Below are 18,767 nucleotides of genomic sequence, written 5' to 3' on the forward strand. Positions count from 1 at the left end.
CCCTCATAATTGCATAAAAAATGGACTCTGCAAGAAAAAAACAACCGGGAAGAGCATTAGGAAATTCTTTTGTAACGGTAATTCCGAGATCTAATATATGTTTTCCCCTCTTATATATGAGGGTGGCAACAGTGCGAAGTCATGGTCGATTTCTCTTCGGGATGGCTTGCATTATCATCGGTCGGCAATCACGTGTGAGACCAATTCTATTTTTGGTCAACACCCGTTATGGTCGTATCTTGCGGCGATCCGACCTTCCCCGTGATACTGTTTAATCAAGCCTAGGCGCGAACCAGGAGAGAAACTTTGCGTTTAAAAAATTGATTAAAATCAAATATATGTTGCTTAAGGGCCGGCCGTTGCTACCGTCCGCTAAAGGGAAATGCCCTGGACGGTTTGGCCTTCCAGCGAGAAGGCTTCCCGCATTCGTCCACTATTGAACGTGCAGTCGATGTTCAACCTGTGCAGGTCATACTTGATGTTGCTGATATCGAACCTGGCGGCATGGAGTTCCTGGTCGGCGTTGAGCAGATCAAGCAGTGTTCGCGTGCCGAGTTCAACATATTGTGTTCGATAGAGATCACGCGTCTGTCGCATCGTTGACTGACGCGTCGAGAGCGAGCGGCGCAGACTTTCTTTACTTGAAATCTGACTACTGGCTTCCGTCAGGTTCCTCAAGATATCAACCAACGCGCGCGCTTCTGCAGCCTGTGATGCTCCAAGCGCCTGGACGGCCATGTTGCGTCTAGCGCTCGTCGCACCGCCATTGTAGAGGCTGCCCGTAACCTTTAGCCCGACACTGTAGTCGGGATCAAATGAGCTGAGTTCCGTCACGTCGACACCAATTCCAGCGTCGAGCGACAGTGTCGGCAACCCTTCGGCTTTCGCAAGAGCAATCTGCGCGGCCGCCGCTTCGCGATCTGCCGCTGCCTGCATGACTGCCGGCACGCGCGACCAGTCCGGATTTGTGGAACTGCAGGACTTAGACAGCCATGCCGGCAGTGTGTCCGATACATCGACGGGTCCGTCGATACCGCTTAAATTCGCGAGGATCGCTTCCCAGCGCGATAATTGCCCCTCGATCTCCAACAATGTGGCTTCGGCGGCCTGAACACGCGCTTCGGCTTGCAGCAGATCTGAACGCGTGCTTGCGCCCTTGTCGGTGCGCGACTTCACCAGGTCCAAGATCGCTTTCACATCCTTTATCTGGTCACGCGCAACACTTCCCAATGAGCGATTGCGCTGTATTTCGATCACTGAATACGCCGTTTCGCGCGCCAGATCGTCCACAGCCATCATAACCTGCGACTTCCGGCCCGCAATTCCCGCAGTGGCGATTTTGACCCGGTTGTCCACTTTACCGAAATCATAAAGCATCTGCGAGACATTGAAGTTCAAATCTGGACTGTAGCGATCCGATCTATTGGTGCTATAGGAAGAGTCGAGTCCCCAACTCATATTGGGAAGATAACCGGCACGAGCTTCATTGACCGACTCGGTCTGCTGACGAAGCCGACCTATGGTTTCCGTGACAGCGGGATGCCAATCGACTGCCTTTCTCACAGCAGTTTCGATTGACAAGGGGCCCTTGTGTTCGGTTCGTTCGCGTTTCGCCGGCCTGACGGGTTCCGATATCGTCCCGATCACGCCCGGAAGATCCGCGTTACCAAAGTGCATGTCTTTCCCGGAGGCTTCAGGATTCCCGGGGCCCGCTTGTCGGATGTTGGCGCTGGAGCGATTTGCACAGCCAGTTGTCAATATACCCGCGGCGATGACGCAAACAAACGCTGGAAGCCAACTAAATCGCATTTAACGTTCCACCTTCTGACGGGAAGAATGAGCAACCTGCCAGTACGAGGAACGAGACCATGGCTTTGATTTACCGATATAAAACCGGCTTTGGAGACAGAACTAGGCAAACATGGTTAACGATTGGTTAATCAGGTCAAGTGAATAATAACCATGTATATCGCTTAAGGCATGATCCAGGGGCGATTGTTCAACCAGTTCTCTATGCTGCTGTTACCTGATCATCTGCTTTGGGGGGCGCAATAGTGATGCAAACCTGCGACTAAATTTAATGTTTATTCCAATTGCACATGCAGGTGCGCGCTACTAATATTTGGCGTCGCAAGATAGGTTGTTGATGCAATTACCGGTTTGACCGACGTCGTAGCCCGCTACGGATGTGAAGCTACATGAAGGCGCATCACGACACAGCGATCCAATCTGCGACCCTGACCTGATACCGATGAGTCCGATTTTGCCAGCATGATTTCCCATCCTGAAGTCAGGATTGATCAGTTGGACCAATTTCGAGGGCGGAGAGCGATCGTGGTCTCGACCGCTTTGTACTGGCATTCGATTTGCGTGCGTTCGCATGATAGGTCATCGAGTGTGGGAGTAACGCTAGTTTCTAGGCTATGTTGGCCTCGTGTCGGTCTGCAGAGAGCGTCCTCTGGGTCCCCCACGTTGAAATTGGATGGCGGGTTGTCCGCAAAGTATTGGGGCGATTTCTTGCGACCATGCCGTCTGAACGCCCCGGCACGCAAGTTACGAAGCTGCATCCTCGAGGGTGCTCGCGCAATGGCACGCGGTATCGTCAAACTGAATCTTATGTTACGTTGAGGCGTCACAGGAAAAAAGCAGAGATTCTATTTGCCTAACTCAAACTCATCCTGTGACTTGATCGCCTTCGATTAGAAGGCCCAACGGAGCGTGTGATAGATTCCATCCGCAGCCGTAGCAAAACCTCCTTAAAGTCGCAAAACTTGTTCCCACGACGAGGTCCAAAATTGCCATGAACGGAAATATACCTAAGCGCGCCACAGATAGCGTGAAGTGCACTGACGGTCGCAGTTCGACATGGACTCGCAGGATGGTCTATTTCTTCTGATTGCCAGCAAAAGCGGCCGTCAAGCCAAGACCGATATACACGAAACCACTGACCCAGCGTTCAGCCTTCAGGTACGCGGGACTGCGCTTCAGCCACTTGCCGGCCGTGCCGGCGGCAAGTGCGTAAGAGCTGTCCGTCAGAACGCCGATCGCTGTGTAAACAAGCCCGAGAAAAGCGATCTGCATAGCCACATGGCCGCGATTGACCTCAACGAACTGTGGCAAGAAAGCCAGAAAGAATAGTGCGGTCTTCGGATTGAGGAGATTAACGATAAAGCCCTCACGAAAGAGGCGCATGCGGCTCCGTGCGGGTAAATCGCCCTCGACGCCGGGAATATCCGAGGGGCCAAAAAGCTTTTTGAGGCCAAGCCAGATCAGATAGGCCGCGCCGGCATACTTTACGACGCTGAAGGCGAGCGCCGATGATGCCAGGAGCGCCGACAACCCGACAGCGGCGGCGGCGACATGCACAAGCGTGGCCGTATGGATGCCAAGGATTGAAACGAGCCCCGCAGAGCGACCCTGCTCGACCGAGCGCGCGAAGATGTAAAGAACTGCCGGTCCCGGCACAAGAAGCAGCACCAGCGTCGCGCTGACGAACAGGCTGAGATTTGTTGCGCTGGGAATTGCCAAATCCATAGTTATTTTGGCCCGTTTTTTATTGCGCTACCAATAGCATGCGGCGGCCTCAGACACGAGGTCATCCTCTTTTTTGCCTTTGATGTTCGAGTCGACAAGAACGGCATCCAGATGTCAGGCATCGGAACGGACGTCTCAGTCTCAGTATCGTAGAAAAACCGGCCGCTGCGGCCGGCTCATTTTGGCGATATCTGCCTGACATTGCTCAATTCAGGGAGAGGCGGCCAGGTCGGAAGGTTGCGAGCATGGGATGTTCGGTGCCTGTCGCAACCTCGAACGCGAGCAGCTCGCCCACGATGAGGCCGAGTGTAGCACCGCTGTGGCTGAAGGCCACGTAGTAACCGGAAATACTCTTGATGGCTCCAATCACCGGCTCGCCATCGCCGGGGATCGGTTTGCCACCAACGCCGATGGAAGCCACCTCGAGTTTCGGATTGCCTTCCATCACCCGCGCAGCCTCAACCAAAAGCTCTGAAACCACGCTGTCGTCGATATCATAGCTGCCGTCTGCGCGCACTGTCACACCCTCATCGGCCGCCCAGTCGGCATCCAGTGAGAATGTGCGGCCCGGCGCCGGGCGAACGGCGACGCGCGGTGTATTGAGAACAGCGCGCAGGGGATGGGCGAGCGGCCTCGTCTGCACCAGAAGGGCGATCGGTGTCCCGTCGGCAATGGTCTGTCCGCTTTCCGCAGCCATCTTCGGGACGGCCGGACCGGTGGCAAGCACGACGGCGTCCGCTCGATGGAGAACAGCATTTGCAGTTTGCGCGCCAACGACACGACCACCCTCGATCACGACCCGTGCAGCACCTTGGTCCGTTACCAGAACGCCACCGAGTGCGAAAAACTCCTCAAGCAGCACACCAATCAGCGTCGGCAAATCGACCCAGCCTTCGCCGGGATTGTAGATTGCGCCCTGTGGAGTGATTGCGCCGGCGTCGACACCGGGCACAACGCGGGCGACTTCGGCTGCTGAAAGGCGCTGCGCATCATAGGCAAGCGAAACTTCGTGGCGATAGGCCGCGTCGATCTCGTTGCGCTCGTCATCCGCGTCCCAGGTCAACCCGCCATCAAAGCGAAGCCATTCTGCGCCGGGATTCTGCGCCGCGAGTGTGCGATACCGGTCGATGCTGGCCATGCGCAGCCGATGATAGGGCTCAGAGCGCATGCGTGCCGAGTTCAGCCAGGACAGCGAGCGGCCGGAGGCACCATTGGCCGGCGGCCCGTCATTGAGGATCGTCACCTTAATGCCGCGCCGCGCAAGCTGTACGCCAGTGGAAACGCCGAAGATACCGGCGCCGATGATGATGGCCGAAGAGATGGTGTTGTCGGTCATGGAATTGGCTTTCAATCAATTGTCATACGGATGGGGGTAAGGCATCGGGGATCTCCCAGCGACCGCTGGCTGCGGAGCGGAACAGCGCGTCAATCGCCGTCATATTCGCGATTGCGTCGCCAAGCCCCGTCTCGAGTGGTCCGCCGGAGAGGACAGCCTCGGCGAATGCATCGGCCTGTTCGCGATACTGGTCGACAGGCCCGATCGCGATCTCCTCGCGGCCGCCGCCGGCAAGATCGCGACCATCATCAAAGACAAGGATGGTCGGCTCATCAGCCGGTGCATTGAAGGGAATGGGGATTTCCAGACGCCCGCGCGTTCCAAGCACCGTGACCTTCTGCGTGAGGGAGAGTTGTGTGGAACAGGTGAAGGCAAGCTGCCTTCCCTCTGGAAACGCCAGCAGCCCGCTCGTCAGCCGGTCCGTGCCGAAGACGGGATCGCGCTCCATGAGGGCGATCGCCCGTACCGGTTCCGCGTCGAACAGGAGCCGCGCCGTGTTGATGGCGTAACAACCAACGTCGAACAGACCGCCGCCGCCAATATCAGCCTGGTTGCGTACATTCCCGGGGTCGTCGAGATAATAGGAAAAGATCGTCTGGATGGCCCTCACCTCGCCGAGGCGCCCCTCGGCAATCAACGCGCGCGCCTTTTTCCATTGCGGATGGTGGCGCACCATGAAGGCTTCCGCGACCGGCAGGCCCGCCGCCTTTTGTGCCGCTGCCAGGTCCCTCGCCTGCTCGGCATCAAGCGCGATCGGTTTCTCGCAGAGTACGGGTTTGCCCTGCGCCAGTGCCTTTATCGTCAGTGGCACGTGCAGATGATTGGGCAAAGGGTTGTAGATTGCGTCTATTTCCGGATCGGCAAGCAGTTCCTCGTAGCTGCCATAGGACTTGGCGATGCCGAAGCGGGCCGCCATCTCCTTCGCCTTCGCGGCATCGCGCGAGGCGACTGCCGCAACGCGCCCCAGGCGGCTGGACTGGATGGCGGGAATGACCGCCTTGGCAGCAATGCCTGCGCAACCGAGCACACCCCATCGTATCGTTTGTGTCATTGGTTTCTCCTCCCGGCGCTCAGAGCACTTCCGCAAGGAAGCGCTGGAGACGCGGGCTTTGCGGGTTGTCGAATATTGCCTCTGGCGTGCCGGCTTCAACGACGCGCCCCTCGTCCATGAAGACGACCTGATCGGCCACCCGGCGGGCAAATCCCATTTCGTGCGTAACGACGACCATGGTCATGCCACGCGTGCCGAGCTCGGCCATGAGGTTGAGCACGCCCTTGACCAATTCCGGATCGAGCGCACTCGTCACCTCGTCGAAGAGGATAACCTCCGGTTCCATGGCAAGCGCACGGGCAATGGCAACGCGCTGCTGCTGCCCGCCGGAAAGACCGCCCGGACGGTGGTGCTGGCGGCTCGCAAGGCCGACATCGGCAAGCCTTGCCTTGGCGATGCGCTCGGCCTCGGCTGCGGGCAGGCCCTTGATCTTCGTAAGCGACAGCATGACGTTTTCCAGCGCCGTGTGGTCGGGAAAGAGGTTGAAATGCTGGAATACCATGCCGACCCGGCGGCGCAGCGTTTCCGGCTTCATTGCGAGAATGCTCTCGCCATCGATAAGAATATCGCCGCTCTTCGGCTCGACCAGACGGTTGAGCCCACGCAGCAAAGTCGATTTTCCGGATCCGGACGGGCCGATGATGCAGGTGACGCTGCCTGGCTTGACTAAAAGATCGACACCCCTCAGCACATCAAGATCGCCATAGGCCATACCGAGACGGCGCACATCAAGGCTGCCGCCCTTGAACGAGACGCCAGTCGCGCGAGCTGCACTGTCGAGTTCACTGACTTCCTCCATTCCGCTGGTGATGACGGAGGGGCGCTGCTTGCCAACCCGCAGACGATTGTCGATCGCATTGACGACATGGGTAAGCGGCACGGTAACGACGAGATAAAATACGCCTGCCAGCAGGAGCGGTGAAAGATTGCCGGTCACCACCGCCTGGTCCTGTCCCACGCGAAAGATCTCACGCTCTGAGGCCAGAAGCCCGAGGAAATAGACCAGGCTCGAATCCTTGACGTTGCCGATGAACTGGTTGACGAGGGCCGGCAGAACGCGGCGCACGCCTTGCGGCACGACGATAAGGCGCATGCCCTGGCCATAGCTCATCGACAATGCCCGGCAGGCCTCCATCTGCCCACGGTCGACGCTCTGGATACCAGAGCGGAAAATCTCGCCGATATAGGCACCGGCAATCAGGCTGAGTGCCAGAATACCGAGCGGATAAGGCGATGGACCGAAGAGCTCGCGGCCAATGCGGGCAAAACCCTGGCCAATGAGGAGAATTGTGACGATGGCCGGCAGGCCACGGAAAATATCGGTATAAAGACGAGCGGGAATGCGCAGCCAGGGCGAGCGGGAAATGCCCATGATCGCGAGCATCATGCCGATGGCCACGCCAAGCACAGTCGAGGTCGCAGCCAGGATCAGCGTATTCTTGAGACCAACGGTGATCATGGTCGGCAGCACTTCGGCCATGGCATTCCAGTCGAGGAAGCTACGGCGCAGGTTTTCAAGCCAGTTCATCAGGATATCCCTTGAAAGAAAGGCCGGTCCGACCGGTAAAGGCCGGACCGGAAGGTGGCATCACTGCTTGGGAAGATATGCCTGCGGCATCGGCGTGCCGGGGAACCATTTTTCGTGCAGCTTTTTCCAGGTGCCGTCCTGCATGGCCTCTTTCAGGCCCTTGTTAAGCGCCTCGCGCAATGCATCGTTACCCTTGCGGATGACGAAGCCGGCGGGCGCGTCGAAGCTCGGAATGTTGACTGCGACTTTTAGCGCCGGATAACGGGCGGAATAGTCCTTTGCAGCCTCGAAATCGAGGAAATGTGCATCGACCGTCCCGTTGTTGAGTGCGGAAACGGCAGAATTGTTATCCGGGAACTTCACGAGATCGGTGCCGGCAAAATTCTTCTCGGCATAGATTTCCTGAAGTGTACCCTGCACCACACCGAGACGCTTGCCTTTGAGACCCGCTGCATCGGTGATGCCTGGCTCCGAAGTGAGGACGCTCAAGAAACCTGCAAGATAACCATCAGAGAAATCAATGGTCTCCTTGCGCTTGGCAGTCGTGCCGATCGCAGCGGCCGCAACATCGAAGCGGCCGTTGGCGACAGAGGGCATCAGGGCCGAGAATTCCTGGCCGGTGAACACCACCTGTTCCTTCTTGAACCCAAGACGTTCGGCTACGTTGAGGAACAACTCTATGTCGAAACCGGTAAAGTTGCCGTCGGCGGTGGTGAAGGCATAAGGCTTGGCATCGCCCATCGTGCCGACACTGATGGTGGCGGGATCGATGAGGCCAAGCGGATTGTCGGCAAGTGCGGGCGTCGCCGCGCCTGCAAGGACACTGAGTGTGATCGCGGCCGTGGTCGAGCGAATTTTTGCGAAGGCGGATGTTAAGGCTTGGGTAAATTGCATTGTTTTCTTCTCCTCTGGTGTCGTTGTCTGCGATAAATTCAAGGCGCACGGGTCCCACCCGGTCGGCGTATGATGTCACCTACCCGGCCCACGCAGTTCGCATGTCGGAAGTCTTTTTATGTTTGAGACCGGTCTCAATTAGAAAGAGACCGGTCTCTTTGGATATTGGCAATTGTTATCTTCGCATTTGCCAGTCGTCAAGTTCTCTTGTAAGGCTACCGCTTATGGACAAGATCCCACCTAAAACTCCTTCCGTGACAGTCGCTGACGTCGCACGCCAAGCCGGCGTCTCAAAGGCAACGGCTGCACGCGTACTGGGTGGCTACGGAACCGTCAGCGACCGGGTGAGAGAGGCGGTCCTGGCAGCGGCTCAGTCCCTCGATTATCGCCCCAATGAGCTTGCTCGCAGCATGACGACAGGTCGTTCAGGCACCATCGGCGTCGTGGTGGGAGATATTGAAAACCCCTTTTTTAGCCTTGCCGTGCGAGGCATCACGGATATTGCCCGGCAGGCAGGCTTCACCGTCATCCTCACTAACTCGGGTGAAGACGTCGTTGCGGAAAGAGCGGCCATCCGCACTCTGCTTGCCAAGCGTGTCGACGGTCTCATCGTCTCGCCGGCCAAGGAAAACGATGTCGAGCATCTGCATGAGGTTATTCGCTCGGGGCTGCCGCTCGCGTTGCTCGATCGTGGAAGCGACACGCTCGATGTCGACACCGTTATTGCCGACGACCGGCATGCTGCCGAGAATATTACACGCCGGCTGATTGCGCTCGGCCACCGCCGCATCGCCTATTTAACCGCCTGCGACACGCCGGATCAGCGGTTCCGCAGTGCAGACGACATCAGTACCGGTTCGGTCAGGCGACGCATCGAAGGGTATCTTGGTGCGTGCAGTGAGGCTGGTCTGACCAACATGGAAAGCTGGGTACGGGTCGGTGCCGTCACGCAGCAAGAGACGCATCGCATCGTTACCGAAATGCTCCAGTCGGCGCAGCGTCCGACGGCAATCATTGCATCGGACAGTATAATCGGCCTGGAGGTGTTCAAGGTTCACCGTCAACTGGGGCTTAGCATCCCGGACGACCTGTCGCTGGTATCGTTCCATGATGCGGATTGGACGTCTGTAACAACGCCTCCCGTGACCGTCGTGCGCCAACCCGTCTACGATCTCGGTGCGACGGCGGCCAGGTTGCTGGTCGACCGGCTAAATGGCAAAGGTCAGACGGTCCGCAAGGTCGTTCTGAAAACCGAAATCGTTGAACGTGCCTCCATGCGGGAAGCACTTTGACTCGGTAGACGGTGTTGAAAAGCTGCTTTGATCCCTCCGTCTTTTGTGACGGCCCCTCGCCGATCGATCCGCTGTCACTATTATCGCCAACGTAAAAACGGCGCTGGTCCTCGGTCAGACAAAAACCGGTAGATCGGCTCGCAGCCGGCCCCTTTTAGTATGGCCGAGTGGTTGCCTCTTGAGATCGAATGTCGTTCGATTCGCCATGGGGTAGATTTTTTGCAGTGAAAATCTCGTTTCGACCGACGCTGATGACCTTGATTGCCGAGCAAAAATGCAGTTGCCCCGCAGGGTCAGGATGGCCGAAATATTCTATAAGTATCTGATTGTAATTTATAAAATGGCCGCCTCTATTCCCCTGTCAACCACGGACGTCAATATCCGGTTAACCGTAAATAACTGGACGGCGAAACAGAATCATGTTGTACCTTTGGCGGACGATGGTCGGCAAACCGGCGAATGCCCGCCAAGAGGAAAATATGGCGATAGCAAAACACGCAGAAATGACGAGCGGTCAGAAGGAAGACGCGGGCGCCAAGATCATGCGCCATGCGGGTCTTCTGTCTCAGCAGTTGCAGGACCTTCGCACCCGCATGTATCCTCCGAAGTCGGAGAAAAGCCTGCGGCCGTTCCTCACCAACGAAGTCTCCAAGCTGACCTCAATACCCGATTCTACGCTGAAACTCATGTCGAGCGAAGGCCGTGGACCGATCCCTGGCCGGCTGGAAAATAACCATCGTGTCTATACGCTTGCTCAGATCAATGAATTGCGCGAGCTCTTTGCCGCCCAGAAGCCTTCTGAAGCGCTGAGATTTTCTCCTCGCCGACGCGAGGGCGAGCATCTCCAGGTCGTTGCGATCGCCAACTTTAAGGGCGGCAGTGCCAAGACCACGACCTGCGTCCATCTTGCGCATTATCTCGCCCTGCAGGGCTACCGCGTCCTTGCTCTTGATCTCGATCCGCAGGCATCACTTTCTGCACTGTTCGGCGCGCAACCTGAGTTTGACGTTGGTGCCAACGAAACGATCTACGCTGCTCTTCGCTACGACGACGCCGAGCGCCGGCCAATCCGCGATATCATCCGCAAGACCTATTTCGACGGGATCGATCTGATACCCGGCAACCTCGAAGTGATGGAATATGAGCATGAAACGCCGCGGGTTCTGGCGCAGAAATCGGGCTCGGGAGCGATCTTCTTCGAACGGTTGAAGCTTGCTCTTGCCGAGGTTGATCAGGACTATGACGTCGTCATTCTCGATACTCCGCCGTCTCTCGGGTTTCTGACGCTGAGTGCGATTTATGCTGCGACCAGCATGATTATCACGGTACACCCGGCGATGCTCGATGTCGCATCCATGAGCCAGTTTCTCCTGATGATGGGGGACCTGATAAGCGTGCTCAATGAGAGCGGAGCGCAGCTTGATCAGGATTTCATCCGCTATCTCATTACCCGCCATGATCCCAACGACGCACCACAGTCTCAGGTCGTTGCGTTGATGCGCCATCTCTTCGGAACGGATGTGCTTCTTCCGACGCTGATTGAAAGCACTGCTGTCGAGGCAGCAGGACTTGCAAAGCGCTCGATCTACGAACTCGAAATGGGCCAGATTGGCCGTGACACGCATAAACGCGCACGCGAGGCGGTTGATGCCGTCAACGAAGCGGTCGTGAAACTCATCAACACCAGCTGGGGACGCACATGACCAACAAGTCATCGCGTAAATCCATCGTTGCAAATTTTGGCCTGCTGTCGGCGGAACTTGAAAACCGGCTGGCGACCGATGCTCCTGTCTCCCCGCAGCAACCTGCACCAACTGCCCGTGTCGGTGCCGGCGTGATCGGTGCGGCGCACAGGGCGATCGACGACATCAAATCGGAACGCGACCGCCTCAAGGCGCTTGTTGAATCGGGTGGTGGTGCGATCAGAGAGCTCGACCCGTCAAAGGTCGATCCCTCTCCCTTTCCCGATCGTCTTCCAGATGACGACGCATCGGATTTCGAGTCTTTCAGGAACTCGATAAAGTCCGAGGGTCAGAAGGTTCCGATCCAGGTCCGCAAGTCACCAGCATCGCCCGATCGCTATCAGGTTATCTACGGCCATCGCCGGCTCCAGGCAGCGCGCGATCTTGGAATTGCGGTCAAGGCGATCGAAGTCGAGATTTCCGACGTCGAGCTTGTCATTGCGCAGGGTATTGAAAATGCCGATCGCCAGGATCTGACCTGGATCGAGCGCACCCTGTTTGCCCGCCGTATGGATGATGCCGATGTGAAGCCTCGTGATATCAAGGCGGCATTGTCTATCGACGATCCCGAGCTTGCACGAATGCGAGCGGTTTATCGCGCACTTCCGCTCGATATCGTCGAGACAATTGGTCGGGCAGCCAAGGTCGGTCGTCCAAGGTGGGTGGAGTTTGCAAAGGCTTTCTCCGAACAGCCTGACCTGCATGATGAACTGCGCAGGGTGCTTTCGGCCGCTACGCAAAGACGGCTTGGATCCGATCAAAAGTTTCTGGCCGCCTTTAACGCCCTGAAACCTGCCGCACCGTCGAAGGCCGGCAAGATGATTGCCGGCGCCGCAGGCGAACCACTTGGCAGCTTTTCTCGCACGAACAAGGATATCCGTATTTCGGCGGATACACCGGCCGGAGCAGAATTCCTGCGTTTCATCGAAGCGCAGCTGCCGTCACTGGTTGAGCGGTTCACGCGTGAAAGATCAAAGATTTGAACTGAAGCCGAGAAACAGACTTCGGAACCATTTTAAGTAAGGAAAACGCGCAAAAGAAAAAGGCCCCCGAAACGTTGCCGTCATGGAAGCCCTTCTCGTCGTGTGAGAGCTAGAGAATCGCATTTCCATGAATCCTAGTCAAGAGTCTTTGGCACCGTTTTGGTGAGCGTAATTCTTTTGCCTTTTTGAAGAGGCGAGGGACATGGAAGGTGGACAAGTGACGACGCCGTTTGGGCGGCGGTCGGTAACGCTTGCGCTTGTGAAGCAGCAGATTGCCACGACCAGGATCAAGGAAGGCAAGTCGGCAGACAAATGGAAAGTCTTCCGCGACGCATCGGAGGCGCGAGAGGTGCTTGGTCTGCAGGATCGCAGCCTTGCAGTGCTCGATGCGCTTTTGAGTTTCTATCCTGAAAATGAGCTGCGCCAGGACGCACAGCTTATCGTTTTCCCGTCGAACATCCAGCTGTCAATTCGTGCGCATGGCATTGCGGGCGCTACCCTGCGGCGTCATCTTGCCCTGCTTGTCGATGCAGGACTGATCATCCGCAAGGATAGTGCAAACGGCAAACGCTACGCCCGAAAGGATGGTGAAGGCTCGATCGAGCACGCCTTCGGTTTTGACATATCGCCGCTTCTGATGCGCGCCGAGGAACTGGCATGCCTTGCCCAGCAGGTGGCTGCCGATCGGATCGCGTTCCGCAGGGCAAAGGAGAACCTAACGATCTGCCGGCGGGATATCCGCAAGCTGATTACGGCGGCCGTCGAAGAGGGAGCTGCAGGCGATTGGGACGAGCTGGAAGAGCAATATCTGGCCGCTGTCAGGCGAATTCCTCGAAACCCGACGCTCGACGAACTGAGAGATTTGGGCATCGAGATGGATAATTTGCGGCAGAACATCATCAACCAGTTGAATTCCGATGATTTTTCGTCAGAAATGACCAGCAATGATGCTCAAAATGAGCGTCACATACAGAATTCAAATACCAACCTCCTTAATGAACTTGAACCTAGCTCTGAAAAAGAGCAGGAGGCGAAGCCGAGCCAGAATAAGCAGGCCGAACATGTGCCGATTAAGGCTTTTCCGATTGGTCTCGTCTTGCGCGCCTGCCCCGAGATTTTAAACTACGGTCCTGAAGGCCAGATCAGAAACTGGCGAGAACTCATGACGGCCGCTGTGGTGGTCAGATCGATGCTCGGGGTGAGCCCGTCCGCATATCAAGAGGCCTGTGAGGTGATGGGTCCGGAGAACGCGGCAGTGACGATCGCCTGCATTCTCGAGCGGGGCGGCCACATCAATTCGGCCGGCGGGTATCTCAGAGACCTAACCAATCGGGCCAAGCGAGGTGAGTTTTCGCTGGGGCCGGTGCTGATGGCGCTATTGCGGGCGGCCGGTCATTCGGTGAAGGCAACGGGGTGACGTTGACGTCATGGATGAGGGTTCCCGTTGCGCCGGTGTTTCCATCTGGAGACTGGAGCATTTGAGGAATCCACATCCAGGTTTGGGGGCTTTCCCTACATTTTCCGGCCTTCCATATCAGTTCCTTCCGCCTCAATGTTTACGACCCAACGACAGCTGAACTCTTGTTGGATTGCAGCCAGGTTAAAAGGCCGAGTGAGACTGACATCAGCTACAGGACGTTGTTCACGGAGCTGATGCGGCGGACGTTGGGTGCCTAACTTGCGGCGGACTTCCGTTTGGAATCGTAGTTCGTGACTGTGACGGTCAAATAACGCGACTATTGGTATTTCAATCTCACTAGCCCCGTGGACAAGGATGAGCGAAGCTATGTCGGGTCGCACTACGATAAGCAGATCACGGTGCGGTATGATCATACGGTACCCAGATGAAGATTGTGGTTATGGACTAGGGATTGATCACTTTCACCCCGGCAGCCTCGAAAGTGCTTGTATAAGTCATGTCGAGGCAAAAAGTTCTTTCATGGCACTTCCTCCCAAGGTGCCATGTTGAATATCTAACCCGTTAATGCCATCGCGCACTTGGACGGGCCGTGAGCGGCTTCGGTATCCTCCTCAGAACACGAAGCTGCCGTGTCCTGCTAAGTCGGCAGATACTCTGCGCTCCAACTCTCGCTGATCGTGCCGGATGCAATCAACCGATCGATCTCGTTATCGGTGTAGTTCAGGTCGCGGAGAACGGCGCGCGTGGAGGCGCCGTACTTCTCCGCTGGCGTTATAGCCGTGACCTTGCCGACTGCCGGACGGATGGCGAAGGGGTCGAGCTGAGTGACGGTGTGCCCGCTCGGATGGTCTGGAAAAACCGAGAATGAATAACTGCCCCGGTCGATCCCCGGCGTGCCGTCGGCAATGCGGGCGCTGCGGCTGCGGATCTCCTCGATGTTCTCGCAGAGAGATACGCCGATATCGGCTTTTTTCAGGCGCTGTTGCCAGGTTTCAGCAGGTGCCGTCATGAAGGCTTTCGCCAGATAGGCCTCGCGATCGGATGCAGCCATCTCGACAATTGCCTCAAGCCCCTCCGCCCTGCCGAAGCGTGGCAAATCAACTTCCGAAGCACAGAGGAGAATATGATCCCCCGACGCCGTTTCGTAGAGCTGCGACAGGGCGTTATATCCCTTGGTCTCGCGACCGGAAGGCTCATCGAAGGGACCTCGGTTGGCATAGTCATAGCAGAAGGGTATCTGGGCGAGACCGGTAAGCGCTGACAGCGAGGTCCGCGGACGGCCGATGACCCCGGTTCTGGATTTCTGATACAAAGCCGCTGCAATGCCGAGCGCAGCGCCGAAACCGCACATTACGTCAATGGTACCGACATGGGCGTGTTCCTCCGGCGTGTCCATGGAGCCGCCGAACCGTAACATGATGCCGGTTGCCGACTGCACGAGGTCGTCATAGCCGAGATAGTCGGTACGCGGACCGGTGCGCACGCCGCCGAAGCAATCGAGCTGGCAGAAGATCGCTTGGGGGTTGAGCGCTTTCAGGCTTTCGGCATCGAGCCCCATCGCCTTGACCTGACGGTCGGTGGCGTTCCAGACAACGACATCGACTGAGCGCACCAGTTCTTCGAACACGATGCGGCCATCGGGCGAACCAATGTTCAGCAGCACGGACTGTTTCCCGCGCATGTGGGACATGCCGAAGATCACGGTGTTCCAGCAGTCATAGAGCGGCTTGGCCGGATCGATCTTGACGACCTCCGCACCGAAGCGGGCAAGATAGGCGACCGAATGCGGACCGGCGATCACATTGCACAGATCGAGAACCTTGACGCCGTCCAGCCAGCCGCCGGGGGCCTCATTCGCTACAACCGGCAAGGAAGCGTGCTCCATGCCGGCGAGCAGTGCTAGCGCCTCCTTGCCCGTTCCCCAACGTCTCGGGCTTGGCGTTAACATAGATTCGGCGCTCTCCTGCAGCCAGGCCATAGGCCCCGGCTGGGTCATGCGGCCGAAGATCGGATCGTCCACTTCGATCATGAGGCCGGCAGCCTTGGCATGATCGTCGGCGATCCATTCCTTCAGCCAGCGTTGCGGCGCACCCGGAAACAGCCCTTCTCCGAAGACACGTTCCCATTCGGAAGCCGTTTTGGTCAGGAAAACATCCTTCATGCGAGCCGCGATTTTGTCAGCCCAGAATTTTGGGAGCGGATAGACACCGAGCGAAACGTCCGAAGACCACTGCGAAACTGGAAGATAGGTGTCTTCCTCCTCGCGCAGTCCTTCAGCAACGAGCTCGTCGTAAATGCCAAGCGCTTGCAGGCAGCGTTTGGCATGGTTCTTGTGGCTGGGGCAGACCACGTAGAACATCCGCCCGTCGGCGCACCTATAGCTGCGATAGAAGGGATCGAGAAACTCCTGGAGGTCGTCAAAAGACATGTCCATTTGCAGGTCCTCGCCGCGCCGGCGCTCGATTTCCCGCTCGCGCTGGGTTTTATAACGCAACGGATAGTCGTCAATCAGAATGGAATTGTAGGACAGGCCCTCCATGACGGCGCTTGCCAGCGGCACCTCAATATGATCGCCGTGGCCGGTGCGCTCACGCGCCTGAAGCGCCAACACCGTCGCGGAGGCCGCAAGCATCGTACCATATGCGGAAGAGAGTGGAAGCGGCGAGAAAGACGGGTTGATACCCATAAGAACGCGGTTTAAGCCCATATCCGTAAAGACGCCCGACGAGGCTGCGATCACTGTCTCGAAGGCTCGCCAGTCCCGGCGGAGTTCATCGTCGGAGGCGAAACCTGGGATAGACAGGGTGATCAGCTCAGGCCGCGATTTACGCAAAGTCGAAAAATCGATCCCGAGCCGGGCAAGCACACCAGGGCGGAAGTTCTCGATCACAATATCAGCCTCGGCCACCAGCGCTTTCGCCTCAAGCAAACCCTTCTCCGTTTTGAGGTCGAGTGCGACGATCAGCTTGTTGCGGTTGAGGATGGCGTTGGCGGGATTGTCCCAGAGCGGCCCGCTGGGGGGATCGATATGCACGACGGTAGCACCCAGATCGCCGAGGATCATGGCCACTGCCGGGCCGGCAATATATTGCCCGAAATCAACCACTCGAACGCCGGAGAGCGGAAGCGTGGAACGTGCGATGAATGTCATCTCTTTTAACCTCCCCCAATAGTTTTCTACGCGTGTGCGTCAGCAACAATCCAGCCGGCTGCCTTTTCGGCGATCATCAGCGTCGGCGCATTGGTGTTACCACTGGTGATCTTCGGCATGATGCCCGCATCGACGACCCGCAGTCCCGCGATTCCGCGAACTTTGAGGCGACTATCGACAACCGCCATAGGATCGTCATCCCCGCCCATTTTCGTCGTACCGACCGGATGGAAGATGGTATTGGCAATATCGCCCGCAAGCCGCGCCAGCTCCTCATCGCTTTGGAACTGCGGGCCCGGTTTCCACTCCTCCGGCCTATATTTCGCCAATGCTGGCTGCGACACGATTTTGCGCACTTGCCGCAGACTTTCGGCAGCAATCCTGCGGTCTTCGTCCGTGCTGAGATAGTTCGGCGCAATCGCCGGCGCGTCCGACGCCTTATTGGAGCGAATACGAACGCTGCCCACGCTCGATGGATTGAGGTTGCAAACGCTGGCTGTGAAAGCGGGGACAGTGTGCAACGGTTCGCCGAAGGCGTCGAGGCTGAGCGGCTGGACGTGATACTCCAGATTGGCGTGGGCCTGGCGTTCGTCCGAACGGGTAAAGGCGCCCAGCTGCGAGGGCGACATGCTCATCGGACCACTGCGTTTCAACGCATATTCGAGCCCTATCATCGCTTTACCAAAGACGCTGTTGGCGAGCGTATTCAGCGTTTTCGTATTACCGACCTTGAAGACGGCACGGATCTGCAGATGGTCCTGAAGATTTTCTCCGACACCTGGCAGGTCGTGCTTGACCTCAATACCGAAACGCTTCAGCAATCCCGCTGGACCGATGCCAGATAATTGCAGGATTTGTGGTGAGCCGATGGCGCCGGCCGACAGAACGACTTCTCCCCGTGCCCCAACCTCGGCGCGCTGCCCTTGACGCTCAACAATAACACCGATGCAACGCTTGCGACCAGATGCCTCGTTCGCAAGGATCAAACGCTCGACATGAGATTGCGTCCAGATCGTCAGGTTTGCGCGGTTTTTCGCTGGGCGCAGGAAAGCCTTGGACGTGTTCCAGCGCCAGCCCGAGCGCTGGTTCACCTCGAAATAGCCGACGCCTTCATTGTCGCCACTGTTGAAATCGTCCGAACGCGGAATGCCCGCTTCCACCGCGGCTTCTGCAAAGGATTCTAGGATATCCCATTTCAGCCGCTGCTTCTCGATGCGCCATTCGCCGCCATGGCCATGCATGTCGGAAAATCTGCTGTTGCCACCAGTCTTCGGGTCTGCGCCATGGTCCAGCCGGTAGTGGTCCTCATGCGCCTTGAAATCGGGCAGGCAATTTTGCCAGGACCAGGCATCGTCGCCGGTTGCCGTTGCCCACCCGTCAAAATCGCGTGCCTGACCACGCATATAGATCATGCCGTTGATCGACGAGCAGCCACCAAGCGTCTTACCGCGAGGATAGCGTAGCGAACGACCGTTCAGTCCGGCGTCCGGCTCGGTTTTGTACAGCCAGTCTGTGCGTGGGTTGCCGATACAATAAAGATACCCGACCGGGATATGTATCCATGGGTAGTCGTCCTTGCGGCCGGCTTCCAGCAACAGGACACGTTTTGACGGGTCACGACTGAGGCGATTGGCAAGCAGGCAGCCTGCAGAGCCACCACCGACGATAATGTAGTCAAAAACGTCGTGGAAATTGCCGGAACCACCATTCCTCATTGGGTTACCCTCCAATCGCGGTGGAACACCACACAGTTATAAGACTGGACACTTTGCAGTGGCATGCCATGCTTCCTCCCTGCTTTATATGCAGGCATAGCCAACATTCGCTCGTGAAATC

Annotated in this window: 12 protein-coding genes; 4 read left to right on the forward strand and 8 right to left on the reverse strand. The window is 57.3% G+C overall.

The window, feature by feature from the left end; all coding sequences use genetic code 11:
• Positions 1 to 372: 372 nt before the first annotated feature.
• The 6 genes from ACQZ6D_RS18740 to ACQZ6D_RS18765 all read right to left on the reverse strand — a co-directional run bounded on the left by ACQZ6D_RS18740 (position 373) and on the right by ACQZ6D_RS18765 (position 8,343).
• On the reverse strand, positions 373 to 1,677 hold the full coding sequence (locus ACQZ6D_RS18740; RefSeq protein WP_448730269.1) for a TolC family outer membrane protein: 1,305 nt from the start codon (positions 1,675 to 1,677) through the stop codon (positions 373 to 375).
• A 1,206-nt stretch (positions 1,678 to 2,883) separates the two neighbouring features.
• A complete protein-coding gene (locus ACQZ6D_RS18745) occupies positions 2,884 to 3,534 on the reverse strand; it encodes a LysE family translocator (RefSeq protein WP_112361577.1) in 651 nt (216 codons plus the stop codon).
• A gap of 205 nt (positions 3,535 to 3,739) precedes the next feature.
• Positions 3,740 to 4,870 carry an NAD(P)/FAD-dependent oxidoreductase gene (locus ACQZ6D_RS18750; RefSeq protein ID WP_174073312.1) on the reverse strand — a complete coding sequence of 377 codons (1,131 nt, stop codon included), beginning with the start codon at positions 4,868 to 4,870 and terminating at the stop codon, positions 3,740 to 3,742.
• Positions 4,871 to 4,892: 22 nt separating this feature from the next.
• Positions 4,893 to 5,921, reverse strand: coding sequence for a Gfo/Idh/MocA family protein (locus ACQZ6D_RS18755; protein WP_448730268.1), 1,029 nt, complete (start codon positions 5,919 to 5,921; stop codon positions 4,893 to 4,895).
• A 19-nt stretch (positions 5,922 to 5,940) separates the two neighbouring features.
• Entirely contained in the window at positions 5,941 to 7,449 is a 1,509-nt protein-coding gene (locus tag ACQZ6D_RS18760) for an amino acid ABC transporter permease/ATP-binding protein (protein ID WP_111800503.1), read from the reverse strand.
• A gap of 60 nt (positions 7,450 to 7,509) precedes the next feature.
• Entirely contained in the window at positions 7,510 to 8,343 is an 834-nt protein-coding gene (locus tag ACQZ6D_RS18765) for an ABC transporter substrate-binding protein (RefSeq protein ID WP_065658948.1), read from the reverse strand.
• Between the two features lie 224 nt (positions 8,344 to 8,567).
• On the opposite strand from ACQZ6D_RS18765, the gene ACQZ6D_RS18770 reads away from it, so the two are divergent.
• From ACQZ6D_RS18770 to repC, 4 genes are all read left to right on the forward strand, one after another.
• Positions 8,568 to 9,635: a LacI family DNA-binding transcriptional regulator gene (locus ACQZ6D_RS18770; RefSeq protein ID WP_173998034.1), complete on the forward strand. Its 1,068-nt coding sequence runs from the start codon at positions 8,568 to 8,570 to the stop codon at positions 9,633 to 9,635.
• A gap of 419 nt (positions 9,636 to 10,054) precedes the next feature.
• Positions 10,055 to 11,338 carry a plasmid partitioning protein RepA gene (repA, locus tag ACQZ6D_RS18775; RefSeq protein WP_003518687.1) on the forward strand — a complete coding sequence of 428 codons (1,284 nt, stop codon included), beginning with the start codon at positions 10,055 to 10,057 and terminating at the stop codon, positions 11,336 to 11,338.
• Positions 11,335 to 12,360 carry a plasmid partitioning protein RepB gene (gene repB / locus ACQZ6D_RS18780; RefSeq protein WP_153793503.1) on the forward strand — a complete coding sequence of 342 codons (1,026 nt, stop codon included), beginning with the start codon at positions 11,335 to 11,337 and terminating at the stop codon, positions 12,358 to 12,360. Before repA ends, repB begins: the two co-directional genes overlap by 4 nt.
• A gap of 202 nt (positions 12,361 to 12,562) precedes the next feature.
• On the forward strand, positions 12,563 to 13,777 hold the full coding sequence (repC, locus tag ACQZ6D_RS18785) for a plasmid replication protein RepC (RefSeq protein ID WP_153793502.1): 1,215 nt from the start codon (positions 12,563 to 12,565) through the stop codon (positions 13,775 to 13,777).
• Between the two features lie 640 nt (positions 13,778 to 14,417).
• On the opposite strand, the gene ACQZ6D_RS18790 is transcribed toward repC, so the two are convergent.
• Both ACQZ6D_RS18790 and ACQZ6D_RS18795 read right to left on the reverse strand, forming a co-directional pair.
• On the reverse strand, positions 14,418 to 16,931 hold the full coding sequence (locus ACQZ6D_RS18790) for a CoA transferase (RefSeq protein WP_174073310.1): 2,514 nt from the start codon (positions 16,929 to 16,931) through the stop codon (positions 14,418 to 14,420).
• 26 nt (positions 16,932 to 16,957) lie between these two features.
• Positions 16,958 to 18,646 (reverse strand): GMC family oxidoreductase, encoded by a 1,689-nt coding sequence (locus ACQZ6D_RS18795; protein WP_153793501.1) that lies wholly within the window; start codon positions 18,644 to 18,646, stop codon positions 16,958 to 16,960.
• Positions 18,647 to 18,767: the final 121 nt, after the last annotated feature.

This window comes from Agrobacterium sp. 22-3639C2 (genome assembly GCF_053522105.1).